The following is a 14,558-nucleotide window of genomic DNA, read 5'->3' as shown; positions in this document are numbered from 1 at the left end:
GCGCCAGGCGGGAAATCCGTCTTCGGTTGACAGATTACGGATGCGAGAAATGTTCGTTTCCAAAAGGACAATTCTGGGTAAAAGTCCCGCCCATCGCCAATACGCGGCCCGTTGGCAGAAATAATTGGACACACCATCAAGCTAAGAGAGCACTAAACAAAGATGAGTGACAACAAAAAATGACGACTGCAAAAAGCGGAATATTCTGAAACAGCGCTTAATCTGAAAGTAAGACTAACTTGAAAATTTTAATTATGAAGATGTTAAACCAAATTTTACAACCTGTAAAAAAAATTCTCAAAAGGAATGCTTGCTCTATTGACATTGAACTTGTTTGTTGTCCTTTGTATATTCATTTTCGACTCTTGTAAAAAGGCAGCGTATGAAAAAAGTGATGCTAAACAAGCTAATGCTAAATTCATTGCCGCCTTGGAAACAAATAAAAAAAGTATTGCCTCGGTTTCGTTTGGCAGCCGAAGTAGTTCTTCGACCGGAACAACCGCACGTATGGTAGCTCCAACCTCTGAGGAAGTAACTATTTATGTACAGTTTCCAAATGAAGTTGATTCTGAAACAAGCTCCTTATTTCAAAGTGCAAATTCTGTGCAGGAATTAGTTGAACTTATTCACGAGGCGGATGCCATTATCCAATATGAACCAACGGCCACAAATTCTGATTATCAAATCAATGTGCCAATTGAAACAATCGTAACTGCGTTAAACCCATTAGTTCAAGAATCAAAGCAATATCTATATTCCAAAGGCTTTACTGAACTGGAAATTCAACAAATGATAGCGGAAGAAAGCGCAGAAGAAACCGATTTAATTCCCTTTGTAATGGCTTTAACTCAAGTTGAAAATAGTCAGCCAGTAGCTAGGAATTATCTCAATTTTTTTGTTAATTCTGCCAATGCAAGAGCAATTACATGGAGTGATGCAGGAGCCTGTGCCGTTGCTGCGTTATTAGGCGATTTCGCTGGATTTGCTTATGGTTCGACAGCATCTGTATGGTCAATTAGTGCAATGAAAACAGCTTTCAAATCTATTGCAAAAAAAGCACTTGGGCCTGTTGGTGTAGCGATTGCTGTCGCTGAATTTGGCATTTGTCTTACAGGAGTTTATTTAAGCTAAAACGTTGTGTATGCTAATAATATATTTCCTCATGATGCCTATTTTCGTATTTGCTTTATTTGGTCGAACAGTGAAGCTTGCTTCATCAATAAAAGAACGGAATAGTGACCAAATTAAGATAAACATATTCTTTATAGGAGTAATTATTTTATTAGGTGGACTTTGTGTTGTCGTACTTGAAACATTAAGACGATAAGAATTAGATGATTACTTCTGCCAACAATGCATTGGCTATATGGCGGGTTGACACTAAATGCTCAACGGAAGTAATTCTGTTGAGCATTTTTACAAAACTCATCATTAGTATTTCTATTTCCGCCACATCGCCAATGCTTTAACGTTACACGACATTTTTCCAAACATTACGTATAAAATGAAAAATTATTAATAAGTGCTGTTTTATTTTTATCTGTAAGCTTTGCGTTTGCTCAACCTGCTAAACAAAATATTGAACGAGATTTTATGGATTATAACCAGCTTATTTTAGATAAGAAAATTGATGATGCATTAGAATATACGAATCCAAAACTATTCGATATAATTCCAAAGGAATCAATGAAAAGTTTACTTGAAGATGTTTATAAAATGCCAAATATTGAATATAAAACTTCAAAACCAATAATATCTGAAATTAGTGATTCTTAAAGAATTGAAAATATTGATTATATAAAGATTGAGTACATTTCACCTATTGAAATGAAAATGATTGATCTTGATTTAAATGATGAAAGTAAAGTACAAGCTTTAATAAATTCTTTTGAACACAAATTCGGTAAAGGAAATGTTTCATTTGATAAAACATCAGGATTTTTTAAAATTAATGCTAACAAAGTTGTAATAGCAAGTTCTAACTCTGACTTAAAAAACTGGAAATTTGTAACAGTTAATAATCCGAAAATGAAAACATTACTTGAAAAAATAATTCCGGCTGAAGTTTTAGAATAAAAACGTCGTGTAACATCGGCTTGGCGAAATTGAGGGTTAAGGGAAATATAGAAAGACTCTCCTTTTTTATCCCAACAACTTTCTCTATTTACTTATGTCATTGCTATTTTATAAAAATGTGTTCGTGATTCGTGTAATCTTCCCTTAGCTAGCTACATTCAAAACTAAAAAATTCCAATCAGTGACCCCTCCCCATATTTAGGAGTCTTCTAAAATAGAAAATTCGGCCGTTTTTACCTGTTTTTCTATGAACATTTCCGGCGTCAAATTTTCGAGGAAACTATGCGGCCTGAAGGTGTTGTACTCCTCTCTCCAGACTTCTATTTTCTCTTTGGCATCTTCCAGTGAAAGAAACCAGTGTGCGTTTAGGCACTCATCCCGGAAGCTCCCATTGAATGATTCAATATACGGATTATCTGTGGGTTTACCCGGTCTAGAGAAAATTAATTCAACCTGATGCTCATAAGCCCACCTGTCGACTTCTTTAGAAATAAACTCCGATCCGTTATCCACCTGGATCTTTTTCGGCTTTTCACCTTTCAATAAACGAAGTTCCTCCAAAACGGCAACTACGTCGCCTCCTTTTAACCCTTGTCCGACTTGAATCGCCATGCATTTACGACTATAATTATCGACTATAGTTAAGCAACGGATCTTTCGGCCATCGAACAGCGCATCTGCAACAAAATCCATACTCCAACAATCATGTAAATTGGAAAAAACAGGCCGCTCGGAGCGGTGTGAAGCAGCCCGGCAACGACTAGGGCGCTTCACACGCAGATTCAAACCCTCTTCTTTGTAGATACGGTAAACACGTTTATGGTTATCTTCCCAGCCCTCTCTTCTTAGTAAAACAACAATCCGCTCGATACCGTAGCGAACCCGCGTCTCCGCAATATTCCGTATGCGCTGCCGTAGTGGAGCATCGTTCTTACGAACATTTTTATAATACCACACGGACGTACTCAGCAGTGATACATGACATGCTCTGCGAAGGGAAACTCGATAATCAGAAACCAATCCAGCAACCATTTTTCGACGTTGAGCAGGATTTAATACTTTTTTTTTAAAACGTCTTGCAGCATCTGCTTATCCAGGCTCAGATCCGCAACCAACTTTTTTAATTGAGCATTCTCCTCTTCAAGCTGCCGAAGACGGCGCAGTTCCGCTACCCCTAAACCACCATATTTCTTCTTCCAGTTGTAGAAAGTGGCTTCACTGATCCCCATTTTTCGGCACACTTCCTCTACTCGCGTACCGGTCTCGGCCTGCTTGATGGCAAAGGTGATTTGTGATTCGGTAAACTTTGATTTTTTCATGGATATTCCTCCTGTTTAAAATTAGTAATTCAATCCGTTTTTCTCTAATTTTAAATACTCCGGTTTTTAGGGGAGACGTCAAAAAATGGGTGCAAAAATATTCATCTTTGAAAACGGATTCTATTATATGGAAAAATGAATACTTAGAAAATTTGGAAAAAGGTTATACTATTATAGAAGCACAGGAGATTGCATTATTGCATTTATATGGTGATGTCATTGATTTATTTAAATCACCTAATACAGAGAATTTAGATTTTAAACCAATTGTTATCTCGCCTAATCCAAATAATACAGATAAAAGAAAAGTAAGAACAACTAATAAACCTTGTCCAACGAATTAGAAAATAATGATATGAAACAAATATTAAGTGTTATAATAATCTTATTATCAACTAGTCTAAGCAAAGCGCAAACTTATATTGAAGGATGGCGAGTTATTCCATTTTCACAAGTAGCTAATAGTTCACTTTTACCTCAAAATCAAAGATTGAGCACGACAGCTTCATTTAATAAATTAAAAGAAATAGAACCTACTACTACTAAAAAAGCACCCGATGAAATGACAGGCGAATATTGGTTAATTGATAGTATGCTAATCCAATTAGTGACTAGACAAATATCCTCTGAATGGCCTAAAAATGATTTGGAAGACTTTAGACTATCTTTAATCCAGATGTTGGTGGAGAAATAAGTAATCCGCATAGACCAGCTTTACTCCGTCAGAAAGAGGATTTTTTCACAGAAATTAAATCTGTTAATAATTTTGAAGTTTTGGTTTTTTATTACAAAACAATGTCAAATTCTAAAGATTTTTTCATTTACGATAATATGAACAGATACGGTATAATAGGATCTATATATGCCAAGAAGGAGGATTATAGCAAAGCACATACTTTTATAAATACACTTTTAAATAGTATCACGTTCAAATAGCTATATTAAAAAATTCCACCATCTTTTTTTCTTTACTATTAGAGCCTCTTTTTCTTTTGGAGATTCCAATAGTAACATTGCTTTTTGTAAATCCATTATTCGACCATCTTTTTCGTTTAAAAGTTGGTCTTTATGCTTTATTTCCTGCTCATATAGAGCTATCTTACTTTTAAGCTCAGACAACTCAATGTCTATGGACACATCTTGAACAATGTCCACATTTTGACCACTGCCCTTTTCGTATGTTTTAACAGGTGAATATGAGGCGAATAAATAATTTACATCAACAAAAAGTTTATTGTCTTTTTTTAATAAAAGACTTACTTTCAGTCTTAGACAAAAATCAACGTATTGTCTTCTCACTTTTACCTGTAGCTTTTACAGCTTCTTTAACATCTATATAGTTCATTTATATGAATTAAGTCCAGTTAGTCAAATATAACAAATGTCCACCCATTTAAATAAAGTCAAAACCTTTAAAAAGGACCTTCTAATATACATATTGAAACACGCCGGAAAAACCCTTAATACCAAACGATTAGGCTTAACTTTATTTTTTTTATTAAAAATAAAGTTTTAACTTTAGGGAAATACTAATTATTATTTAAACCCTTTTTATTATGAGAAGAAATACAATTATAATTTTATAATGTTATTTACAACACTGTTTGGTTGTTCTAAAGATAATAGTATGGTCGAACAATCTCCCATGGAGCATGGAGCAATCTTATCTTAGTTCCAAAAGTTTCAGTAAAATTAAAGCATCATTTGAAATATCAGATTCTGATGTAAAGTTTGATAAATCCTTTAATATTACAAGTGGATCAAAAGATGTTGACATTCTAGTTATTCCAATTTACAGAGGAAATGTACATGAGGCCTATTTGTGGGTTTACAACAATAAGAAGGAAAACAGAATTACCACTCTTTATGAATCATTAACTTACGAAAGTTCAATATTATCTTCTGCTTCTTTGTATTCTGAATCTAAATTATTTATAATGGATATTGATTTTGAAAAAGAAAAAACAGGACTTCGGTATAAAATTGCTGATGACCTTGATAAAAGAGTTGTCTCTAAAAAATTAGCTTCTAAAAAATTAGCTAAAAACCCTCCTGTTGATACAGAAGAAGAGACATATGTTGATTGTGTAACTAGAGTCTATCAGACTGCAAAGCAAGCTTGTGAAGCAGATGCAACATGTGACACTCTTTGTGATTTTACACCAGGTTGTCACGCATCCATGTTAGCTGCAGCCGCATACACTTGTCTATAATATATATTTAGTTACTTAACTTTAAACTTTTTGCAGATGAAATTCTTCTTTATAATAATCGCTTTATTTTGGTTGATTAGTTATGTGATAGCAACAGTTCAAATAGCTAAATCAAAAGATAGAATATCTTTTTTGAGTATTGTATTAATGTTCCTATTTCCTTTTATATGGGTGTTTTTTACAAAAAAGCTTACTCATATTGAAGGAGTTTATAGGCAAAATAAAAAGAGACATCATTCAATAAATACATATCGTTAAAAAAACAAAACACCTTTAATATTTCATACAACCTAATACTTTATAAATGTAGGTTGTATGAAATATTAAATAAATTTTTGTAATTATCATCTTCTGTAACCTCGTGAGCGTTCCTGCTGTTGGTTTTGTTCTTTTTCCTCTCTTTGGGCTTTTATCTGTTCAAATTGGCTTAGTTCCTTTCCTTGCTTTTCGACTCTATTATCTATCATAAATTCGCTTTTTACAGCGTTTTCAATGTAATTATTAAGCAACTTCTTTTGCTCTTTGGTCGGTTCTTGTACTGGGTTCTGCTCAATCTTCTGCTTAATCTTTTCAAACTTCTTGTTATAGTCTTCCGATTTGGCGTTTTCTTCCTTGATTTTACTATTGAAAAGAAAGGGAACGGGCTTTATCTCCTTTGGCTGTGCGTTCCTTACTTTTTCCTCATATGCTTTGCGCTCCTCGTATTTGGATTGTAAAGAACTGCTTTCTGAAATCGTGGTTCTTATTCCCTTTTCCAAATCTGATTTAATCAATAATTTCACGTCATTGACTTTGTATGAATATCCTTGAGTTTTTTTTTCCAAACCTCGCATTTTCAAAAAATGCTCAATATTTGCACTATGCCCCAAAGACATTGAACGAGAAACAACGGTCTGCAAATCTGCCCTTAGATGCCTTTCTACTTCCTCCCTCTGAATAGTTTTTGTTTCGTTTACCGTTTTACTGTTTTCTTGCAGAATCTTGCTTATATCACCCCATTTAGCCCCGATTTGAGAACCTTTAACGCTTATCTTGATTTTAAAATCGCAATGACAGGTACACCTGTTGAAAATACTTTAGTCGATATTTGGTGTATTATGGATTTTGTAGTTCCTGGACTCTTAGGTAATGCTAAGGATTTTGCCAAAGAATATCAAACCCCATTAAAAGATGAATCAACTGATGTTAAGGCCCTTACTGAAAGATTACGCAACAAAATTGGAATTTTTATAAAAAGAAGATTAAAAAGTGATGTGGCGAAAGATTTGCCTAAAAAATACGACAACGAAAATTCAAGAATAAAAAGTACAATGCCACCAACTCAGTTAAATAGATATCTTCAAGAAATTGAATTGGCTAATGATACTAATTTAGACGGAGTTGATGCTAGAAACCAAAAATTAAAATCCCTCTGGGCACTTAGAGATATTTCAGACCATCCCTATTTATTAGAAAGTCAAATATCAAATTTCCCGACTGTAGAACTTATCGAAAGCTCTGCTAAATTAAATACTACTGTTGGTATTCTTGCTGAAATAGAAGCAAAAAACGAAAAAGCTATTTTATTTGCAGACAGAAAGGCTACCCAAAAAATGCTACAAAAGGTTATTTATGATACTTTTAGAGTTTCCCCAAGTATTATTAACGGAGACACCCCAACTAAAAAACAAGATGAAAGTAAACAGACATTAAGTAGACAACAAACAATTGACAGATTTCAGTCAGAAGAAGGATTTAACGTAATAATCATGTCACCTCTTGCAGCAGGTGTAGGGTTAAATGTTATAAAAGCTAATCATATTATTCATTATACAAGACATTGGAATCCTGCAAAAGAGGAACAGGCGACTGATAGAGCTTATCGAATTGGACAAGAAAAAGATGTCTTTGTGTATTATCCAATGGCAGTTTTTCCTGAAGATATGAAAGATGAAGAAGGTAACAGATTGAAATCTTTTGATGAAGTATTGGATAGTCTTCTTGCTTATCGAAAAAACTTAGCTGCTAGTACTTTATTTCCAACAGAACAAGCTGAGATCACACCTGATGAACTATTTGGAAATATTTTTGGAACAAAAACAGAGATCAAGCATAAAACACTTTCTTTAACTGACATTGACAGACTTCATCCAAATCTTTTTGAAGCAAGTATAGCATCGCTTTACAAAGGTCAAGGCTTTGAAGTTTATCTTACGCCATATTCCAACGACAAAGGTGTAGATGTTGTAGCTTTAAAGAACGGAGAAAATTACCTCATACAAGCCAAGCAAACAAAATCCTTAGTTGGAAATGATGCAATACAAGAGATTTGTACTGCAAAGAATTATTATGAGGCAAAATTTAAAGAGAAGTTTAAACTGCTGACAATAACTAACAATAATTACACTCCAACAGCAGTACTTTTAGCGGGAGCCAACGATGTTAAATTGCTACACCGAGCAGAGCTTGAAAAGTTATTGAAAGAACAAAGAATCACAACTAAGGATATCCATAAAATGGACTTACAAAGGTTAACAAAAATATAGCCAACGCTTTTGACTTCAAATATGTGCTAAATTTAAACTTTGGTATTTCTGTTTAAATGGATGTATTATATTAAAAAACCCTCACAATACCAATCCACCACTCCTTTATCTACATTTTCCCAAAAGGGAAATATGATGGAAATTTGATTGCCTGCTAAAAATGATTATATTACGTATTTGCTACAAATCAATGGGAAGACGGATATTATGGAATAGCTTTTTATAAGCTGATATCCCACCATCCTAAAAATAATGAGGGCTTACACTATGAAAGTCATAACGCTATGCGGATCCACCAAATATAAAAAGCAGTTTGAAGATGTTAATGCTTTCCTTACTCTTCAAGGGAATATCGTATTAAGTTTATGTTTCTTTGAGCAGAGTGAAGGCATACATATTACCGAAGAACAAGCAAAATTGTTTGAGGATATTCATTTCCGCAAAATTGACATGTCCGATGAAATATTCGTCGTCGATGTTGACGGTTACATAGGAAAGAGTACCCGAAAGGAAATAGAATATGCCAAGAAGATGAAAAAAGAAGTTAGATATTATTCAAACAGTGAAATTCCAAAGGATTTTATTGCTTCCTATTTCAAAATACAAAAAGGTTAATGGAAATATTAGGGAAAACCGAGGTAGTCGAAAACAGCACCTTCCAGCTTCGGCAAGCCTTAGTCCTATTACTCAGAGCGGGGCAAAACGTCTACTACAAAAGTTCTGCCCTACTTCAAAATAGTTTACCAAGATAAAAAATTAATTGTCTATTTCTATTCCTTCTAACACTGGTATAGGCTTCTTGTTGTCGTCCAGCGCCACGAAAGTAAACAGTCCTTGGATCGCGAGCTCCCTACCTTCTTTATACATGTGTTCAAGGTAAATATTTACCCTAACCTTCAAGCTTGTACGACCCACGCTTTCCACACGTGCTACCGCTTCAATTATACTTCCGGAAGGTATGGCCTTCTCAAAATTTATCTTATCGGAAGATACGGTGACCAACCTCTTGCGGCAGAAACGTGTCGCCGCCATAAACGATACCTCATCCATGATGGCCATAGCTTTTCCACCAAACAAAGTATCGTGATGATTTGTCAGGAAAGGAAATACCGTAGTACACACCCTTGTCTCCGACTGTTCTATTCTCTCTTCTAAGGTCATGAGTTACTTTTTTACAAAGGTACAATTTCTAACTGTCTTGCACGTCTATCCCTATACCTTTTAACAGAAGCGAAGCATTGAAGATCGTACACTTACCTTCCTTAAGCTTGTAATCAAACAACATCTCTCCCTCTATCACCTGGATATCAAAATGGTAATTCTTCAACAGTCCTTTATATTCCTCCTCCAGAGCTGCCAGCTGCAGGTCATGTGTTGCTACCATACCTTTACCTCGTAGGGCCAAAATTTTCTTTATAATAGCTTTGGAGCCCAAGTATTTATCCACCGAATTTGTACCTCGGAGCATTTCATCAATCAACACAAAAGTATCCGGATCCGATGTCAGCTTATCCAAAATATACCGCATCCTGTCCAGCTCAGCTTTGAATGTCGAAGTACTCTCGTTCAGGCTGTCTTTGATACGCATATAGGTTACCAAAGAATATATAGGAAGTTTAAAGTCCTCCGCGCAGACCACCGCTCCGGCATATGCCAGCACAGCATTGATTCCTACGGTACGCAAGAAGGTACTTTTCCCCGCCATATTTGACCCGGTGATAAGCGCCAGAGTATGGTCGTGGGCGTCATAATCATTAGCTACAGCCACCTCTTCGGCAATCAACGGGTGACATAGCTGCTTAGCGCAAAGATGGTCATTCTGAGGGCTTTCCAGAATCTGTGGCTCTACCCATCGCGGATAATTATTACGAAGTATTGCCAAGCTCGCCAAGGCTTCCATCTCCGCAATGACCTCGAAAGCCTTCAGGATATTTTCTTCATATTTCTTCTTCCACTCTAGGATGGCCAACACCTGCCTGAAATCCCACAGCAACAACATATTCAAAAGAGACCCTATCAGAATGTTGTTGCGTGTATCCAGCTTATCGATAAGCTGACCCAGCTGCTTGAATGCCGTAGACAAGGCTTCTCCCCGCTGCGACTTCAGCACCTGCCGGATATGCACAGTATGGGGCGCCTCAAAAGACTCCTTTTCTACCATTTCTACCGCATCCGCATAGGCCATCAACGTTACCCCTATCTTGTCTATACGGCTGGAGAAATAAGAAACTTTACCTCCCAAAGCCATGGTCCACAACAGATGAACCACGGCCAGAGCAAGCAGAAAATTCCACAACGGCAACATCCAGAGGGAAATTCCTACACCCAGCAGGAAGATGTAAGGCACAACCTTCACATAAAAACGCATAAAAGAAGACCCAAAACGTAAAGAGTCATCTCTCATATATCGTGTCAAAAAACTTTTGATGTTGACCTTCTGTCCCAGATTAAATAGAAGTTTGGCCTGCAGCTGTTGAATCCATTCCTTCTTACCTGCAAGTTCTTTCGTAGCACGCTGACGAGCCACGATATCTTCCTTTTTCGAAGGGCGCAACAGCCAAGAAGCCAGTAGTCCTTCTCCTTCTTTTGTAGCACAGCGGTTGATCAAAGCAAACAAGGACTGCGGGCCGAAGATATCCAAATCCGAAACATAAGCATGTTTAGGGTCCTCATATTCGGCACCATCCGCATACATATTCTGCCGGGATTCTAACACAAGGACTTCATTCTCGTTGACTTTCAGCAGCGCGCGCTTATAGGCTCTGATTTTTTCTAGGCGGCTCTGTCGCAGCACCAGAAAAGCAAAGCCTACCACCAACAGAAATACCGCCCCCAGGAGCAGCCACACGCTGTTCTGCTGAAAAATCTGAAACAGCACATATGCCCCCAATAAGATCAGGGCTAGACGCATCATGCTGTTTCTGTTTATCTTCTTTTCGAGCTCTAGGAGCTCTTGATTGACAGCTCGAATATTTTGTGAATAGAAATTCTTCATCAAGGCTAAAGATAGGGAAAAGCCTGAGAAGAATTATTATCGGAAAGATTTTACCAGGCCTTGTCCCCTACCAGCGGCACGAAGCGGAAGGTGTCAAGCTCAATGCGTTCAAACTCATTTTCGCCGACACGCAATATGGTCACCATCTTTTGGGATTTTTCGTCGCCCACAGGGATCACCAGCAGGCCTCCCAACTTGAGCTGACGCAACATCATATCGGGAACGAAGGGAGCACCCGCCGTCACTATAATTTTGTCGTAAGGAGCATGTTCGGGAATGCCTTTTGAGCCGTCGCCAAGAAAAAACTTAGGTCGGTACCCCATATAAGGCAACACCTGGATGGCTCGCTCGTACAAGTTCTTTTGTCGTTCGATAGTATATACATCTGCCCCTAGCTCCAGCAAGATACAGGTTTGATACCCCGATCCCGTGCCTATCTCCAATACCTTATCGCCTTCCTTCACATGAAGCAGCTCGGATTGATAGGCCACCGTGTAAGGTTGCGAAATCGTCTGCCCGTCCCCTATAGGGAAAGCAATATCCTTATAGGCCTGATTCCAGAAGGTTTCGTCGAAGAAAAAATGACGAGGCACCTTACCTATAGCCTCTAGCACACGTTTATCCTGAATACCCCTACTTTCAAGATGCTTTACAAGCTTCTTTCTTGCCCCTTTTTCCCTGTAATTATCTATGAATTTGTATGCCATCGTTCTTCAAAAATACCATTGTTTGCGGATATTATTAAAGAATAAATACAATTAATTTGGAGCCAACAGGTTGAGGTTTCTCATAGGCAGCATTGCCATTCCAATTTTTAATAAGTAAATTTAAAAATTAAAATCATCAAACCTATGCTTCGTAATTTTCCGATCATCATTCTTATTGTTCTGTTACTAAACACCGCTTTCGCACAAAAGCTCCCGACAAGAAATTTAGAATACAAAGAAAAGATTGAGCAGCTGATGCATGCACAAGATATGCAGGGCACCATAGTGGTATACGACGCCAGTAATAACATCTATTATTCTAACGACTTTGCCCTTGCCGAAAAAGGAAACCTCCCTGCCAGCACCTTCAAAATCGTCAATACCATCATAGCACTGGAAACCCAAGTGCTGACAGACGAAAATACCATAATGCGGTGGGATGGAAAAAAAAGACGCTTCGACTTCTGGGAAAAGGATATGACCGTACGTGAAGCCTTCCACGCTTCCTGCCTCCCCTGCTACCAAGAGGTGGCCCGTAAAATCGGCGTCAAACGCATGCGTACATACCTCAAGAAGCTGCAATACCCTCACATGGTGGTGGACGAAAACACTATTGACAACTTTTGGATAAAAGGACCCTCGCGCATATCTCCTTTGGAGCAGATTCTTTTCCTGCAACGCTTCTACAGTCGACAGCTCCCTATATCCGCACAGACCTACGACAAAATGATTTCCATCTTTGAAAAAGAAAAAAACGACAATTACCGCTATTTCGGAAAAACGGGATGGTCGGACGACAACAACTGGAACAACGGCTGGTTTGTAGGAATTGTCGATAAAGGAGGAAAAGTTTATTATTTTGCACTCAATGTGGAACCTATAGACCAAGCCAATACCAGCAAATTTACTGCCGGTAGGGAATGGGTAACCCGTGAAGTATTGAAATTATTACAGATACACTGAATATTATGAAAAAACTAAATCTAGTTTTTTTCACATTTTTATTTATTCATAATTGCTTTTCACAAGCACAAGATACTATTAGACTATTAGCAATCGGAAATAGCTTTTCGGAAGACGCTCTTGAATACTATTTGCACGATCTGGCTAAGGCCGATGGTAAGGTTATGATTATTGGCAATATGTACATGGCAGGAGCACATCTGACATTTCATGTTGAGAATATTAAGGAAAATAAAAATGCTTATGAATATCGCAAGATAAATGCTGAAGGTGTCAAAAAGGTATATAAAAATCAAAGTATTGCTTCTGCATTAAAAGACGAAAAATGGGACTATATAAGCTTACAACAGGTGAGTTCTCTTTCGGGTAAATATGATACTATTATGAAGAGCTTACCTTTTATGATCCACTATGTTAAAAAGAATAAATCAAAAAAAAACAAAATTGCTATATCATCAAACATGGGCCTACCAGAAAGGTGTCCCCCATAAAGGATATATTCATTATGACAATGATCAAGGCAAAATGTATGCAGGTATTGTAGATGCAACAAAAAAAATAAATAAACTTAAAGACATTCACATGGTGATTCCCGCAGGAACAGCTATACAAAATGCTCGTACCTCGTCACAGGGAGATACGTATACTCGAGATGGATATCACTTAGAACAAACGTATGGTAGATTTACAGCAGCCTGTGTTTGGTTCGAAAAATTATTTGGAAAAGATGTCCGAAAAATCAGCTATAAGCCAGAAAAAATCACGGATAAACAAGCTGAAATTGCTAAAGTAGCAGCACATCTAGCCGTTAAATATCCATTTAAAATATCAAAATTAAAATTATAACATATTCCATGCTTGGATTGATTACATTTGTATAGCTTATATCAGACATATTCAAATTATGAAAAACCTAATTACCTTTCTTTTCACCTTATTATTTTTCTTTTTAAACACTTCGGCCCAGGAAAAAGTGCTCAAAGTCTTAGCCATCGGCAACAGCTTTTCAGAAGATGGCATAGAAAACTACCTTTATGACCTTGCCAAAGCCGACGGCCACAAAATCATCATCGGCAATATGTATATCGGTGGAGCACCTATAGAACTTCACGTAAAAAATGCTAAAGAAAATAAGGCTTCCTATTCGTATCGTAAGATCGGCGTGGATGGCGTCAAGAAGACCACTAAAAATGTAAGCTTGGAACAAGCTATCACCGACGAGGACTGGGATTACATAAGCTTACAGCAGGCTAGCCCCTTTTCGGGACAGTATGCGGTGATCATGCAACATCTGCCGCAGCTTATAAGCTATGTCTCTTCGCTGAAAAAGCCACATACCAAACTTATCTATCACCAAACATGGGCTTATCAGCACGACTCTACCCATAAAGGCTTTGCCAACTACGATAAAAGCCAGGAAAAAATGTATGCCGCAATAGTGGATGCCACAAAACGCATCAGCAAAATGAAAGAATTCATCTTTCTAGTGCCTGCCGGATCGGCAATACAGAACGCACGTACATCCTCCCTTGGGGACACCTTCACACGAGACGGCTATCACCTAGAACTTAACTACGGAAGATTTACGGCTGCCTGCACTTGGTACGAAAAGCTTTTCAATACCGACGTCCGAAAAAATACCTTTAAACCGGAAAAGGTAACAGACCAACAGGCCGAAATAGCCAAGCTGGCAGCACACAAAGCCGTGAAAAAACCTTTTAAAATTTCTAAAATCAAGAAATAAAAAAAGCGGGGGTAGT

General features: G+C 37.3%; 16 protein-coding genes and 1 pseudogene. 11 read left to right on the top strand and 6 right to left on the bottom strand.

The genetic code is table 11. From position 1 onward, the window contains the following. The first annotated feature begins 306 nt into the window (after positions 1 to 306). The 3 genes from ABD873_RS07640 to ABD873_RS07630 all read left to right on the top strand — a co-directional run bounded on the left by ABD873_RS07640 (position 307) and on the right by ABD873_RS07630 (position 2,076). Complete coding sequence (locus ABD873_RS07640; RefSeq protein WP_345066830.1) at positions 307 to 1,131, top strand: hypothetical protein; 825 nt, start codon at positions 307 to 309, stop codon at positions 1,129 to 1,131. A 462-nt stretch (positions 1,132 to 1,593) separates the two neighbouring features. Continuing rightward, positions 1,594 to 1,776, top strand: coding sequence for a hypothetical protein (locus ABD873_RS07635; RefSeq protein WP_345066827.1), 183 nt, complete (start codon positions 1,594 to 1,596; stop codon positions 1,774 to 1,776). A gap of 51 nt (positions 1,777 to 1,827) precedes the next feature. Further along, complete coding sequence (locus ABD873_RS07630) at positions 1,828 to 2,076, top strand: hypothetical protein (protein ID WP_345066824.1); 249 nt, start codon at positions 1,828 to 1,830, stop codon at positions 2,074 to 2,076. Between the two features lie 198 nt (positions 2,077 to 2,274). Here the strand turns inward: ABD873_RS07630 and ABD873_RS07625 are convergent. Continuing rightward, a protein-coding gene (locus ABD873_RS07625; protein ID WP_345066821.1) for an IS3 family transposase occupies positions 2,275 to 3,395 on the bottom strand; the annotation gives its coding sequence in 2 pieces (ribosomal slippage) (positions 2,275 to 3,140 and positions 3,140 to 3,395; 1,122 coding nt in all). Between the two features lie 107 nt (positions 3,396 to 3,502). Between ABD873_RS07625 and ABD873_RS07620 the strand changes: the two genes are divergently transcribed. Next, entirely contained in the window at positions 3,503 to 3,739 is a 237-nt protein-coding gene (locus ABD873_RS07620) for a hypothetical protein (RefSeq protein WP_345066818.1), read from the top strand. Positions 3,740 to 3,750: 11 nt separating this feature from the next. Beyond that, positions 3,751 to 4,089 (top strand): hypothetical protein, encoded by a 339-nt coding sequence (locus tag ABD873_RS07615; RefSeq protein WP_345066815.1) that lies wholly within the window; start codon positions 3,751 to 3,753, stop codon positions 4,087 to 4,089. 242 nt (positions 4,090 to 4,331) lie between these two features. Here the strand turns inward: ABD873_RS07615 and ABD873_RS07610 are convergent, their stop codons facing one another. Further along, a complete protein-coding gene (locus ABD873_RS07610) occupies positions 4,332 to 4,694 on the bottom strand; it encodes a hypothetical protein (protein WP_345066812.1) in 363 nt (120 codons plus the stop codon). Positions 4,695 to 5,047: 353 nt separating this feature from the next. Between ABD873_RS07610 and ABD873_RS07605 the strand changes: the two genes are divergently transcribed. After that, positions 5,048 to 5,608, top strand: coding sequence for a hypothetical protein (locus ABD873_RS07605; protein WP_345066810.1), 561 nt, complete (start codon positions 5,048 to 5,050; stop codon positions 5,606 to 5,608). 344 nt (positions 5,609 to 5,952) lie between these two features. Here the strand turns inward: ABD873_RS07605 and ABD873_RS07600 are convergent, their stop codons facing one another. Continuing rightward, complete coding sequence (locus tag ABD873_RS07600; protein ID WP_345066807.1) at positions 5,953 to 6,432, bottom strand: hypothetical protein; 480 nt, start codon at positions 6,430 to 6,432, stop codon at positions 5,953 to 5,955. Between the two features lie 147 nt (positions 6,433 to 6,579). Here ABD873_RS07600 and ABD873_RS07595 point away from each other — a divergent pair, with 147 nt between their 5' ends. Together ABD873_RS07595 and ABD873_RS07590 are read left to right on the top strand one after the other, a co-directional pair. Beyond that, positions 6,580 to 8,133, top strand: a complete 1,554-nt coding sequence (locus ABD873_RS07595; protein ID WP_345066804.1) for a restriction endonuclease — start codon at positions 6,580 to 6,582, stop codon at positions 8,131 to 8,133. A 267-nt stretch (positions 8,134 to 8,400) separates the two neighbouring features. Next, positions 8,401 to 8,748, top strand: coding sequence for a hypothetical protein (locus ABD873_RS07590; RefSeq protein ID WP_345066802.1), 348 nt, complete (start codon positions 8,401 to 8,403; stop codon positions 8,746 to 8,748). Positions 8,749 to 8,889: 141 nt separating this feature from the next. On the opposite strand, the gene ABD873_RS07585 is transcribed toward ABD873_RS07590, so the two are convergent. From ABD873_RS07585 to ABD873_RS07575, 3 genes are read right to left on the bottom strand one after another with little or no spacing between them, the layout of a single operon-like run. Continuing rightward, positions 8,890 to 9,294 carry an acyl-CoA thioesterase gene (locus tag ABD873_RS07585; protein WP_039053546.1) on the bottom strand — a complete coding sequence of 135 codons (405 nt, stop codon included), beginning with the start codon at positions 9,292 to 9,294 and terminating at the stop codon, positions 8,890 to 8,892. A 28-nt stretch (positions 9,295 to 9,322) separates the two neighbouring features. After that, positions 9,323 to 11,128: a MutS-related protein gene (locus tag ABD873_RS07580; protein ID WP_345066797.1), complete on the bottom strand. Its 1,806-nt coding sequence runs from the start codon at positions 11,126 to 11,128 to the stop codon at positions 9,323 to 9,325. A 50-nt stretch (positions 11,129 to 11,178) separates the two neighbouring features. After that, entirely contained in the window at positions 11,179 to 11,835 is a 657-nt protein-coding gene (locus ABD873_RS07575) for a protein-L-isoaspartate(D-aspartate) O-methyltransferase (RefSeq protein WP_345066794.1), read from the bottom strand. A gap of 144 nt (positions 11,836 to 11,979) precedes the next feature. Here ABD873_RS07575 and blaOXA point away from each other — a divergent pair, with 144 nt between their 5' ends. The 3 genes and pseudogenes from blaOXA to ABD873_RS07555 all read left to right on the top strand — a co-directional run bounded on the left by blaOXA (position 11,980) and on the right by ABD873_RS07555 (position 14,542). Further along, positions 11,980 to 12,798 carry a class D beta-lactamase gene (blaOXA, locus tag ABD873_RS07570; RefSeq protein ID WP_345066791.1) on the top strand — a complete coding sequence of 273 codons (819 nt, stop codon included), beginning with the start codon at positions 11,980 to 11,982 and terminating at the stop codon, positions 12,796 to 12,798. Positions 12,799 to 12,803: 5 nt separating this feature from the next. Then, positions 12,804 to 13,644: pseudogene (locus tag ABD873_RS13870) on the top strand (DUF4886 domain-containing protein). 58 nt (positions 13,645 to 13,702) lie between these two features. Continuing rightward, complete coding sequence (locus ABD873_RS07555) at positions 13,703 to 14,542, top strand: DUF4886 domain-containing protein (protein WP_345066783.1); 840 nt, start codon at positions 13,703 to 13,705, stop codon at positions 14,540 to 14,542. The last annotated feature ends 16 nt before the right edge of the window (positions 14,543 to 14,558 follow it).

The organism is Sphingobacterium thermophilum, assembly GCF_039541675.1.
Classification (GTDB): Bacteria; Bacteroidota; Bacteroidia; order Sphingobacteriales; family Sphingobacteriaceae; genus Sphingobacterium; species Sphingobacterium thermophilum.
The sequence above is the reverse complement of the archived record's forward strand: the minus strand, read 5'-3'. Positions and strand labels throughout refer to the sequence as shown.

Coding starts and splice junctions, on each gene's coding strand:
- ABD873_RS07585 (WP_039053546.1), bottom strand. CDS start 9,294: ATGACCTTAGAAGAGAGAATAGAACAGTCGGAGACAAGGGTGTGTACT.
- ABD873_RS07615 (WP_345066815.1), top strand. CDS start 3,751: ATGAAACAAATATTAAGTGTTATAATAATCTTATTATCAACTAGTCTA.
- ABD873_RS07630 (WP_345066824.1), top strand. CDS start 1,828: ATGAAAATGATTGATCTTGATTTAAATGATGAAAGTAAAGTACAAGCT.
- blaOXA (WP_345066791.1), top strand. CDS start 11,980: ATGCTTCGTAATTTTCCGATCATCATTCTTATTGTTCTGTTACTAAAC.
- ABD873_RS07640 (WP_345066830.1), top strand. CDS start 307: ATGCTTGCTCTATTGACATTGAACTTGTTTGTTGTCCTTTGTATATTC.
- ABD873_RS07580 (WP_345066797.1), bottom strand. CDS start 11,128: ATGAAGAATTTCTATTCACAAAATATTCGAGCTGTCAATCAAGAGCTC.
- ABD873_RS07555 (WP_345066783.1), top strand. CDS start 13,703: ATGAAAAACCTAATTACCTTTCTTTTCACCTTATTATTTTTCTTTTTA.
- ABD873_RS07575 (WP_345066794.1), bottom strand. CDS start 11,835: ATGGCATACAAATTCATAGATAATTACAGGGAAAAAGGGGCAAGAAAG.
- ABD873_RS07635 (WP_345066827.1), top strand. CDS start 1,594: ATGGATTATAACCAGCTTATTTTAGATAAGAAAATTGATGATGCATTA.
- ABD873_RS07590 (WP_345066802.1), top strand. CDS start 8,401: ATGAAAGTCATAACGCTATGCGGATCCACCAAATATAAAAAGCAGTTT.
- ABD873_RS07605 (WP_345066810.1), top strand. CDS start 5,048: ATGGAGCAATCTTATCTTAGTTCCAAAAGTTTCAGTAAAATTAAAGCA.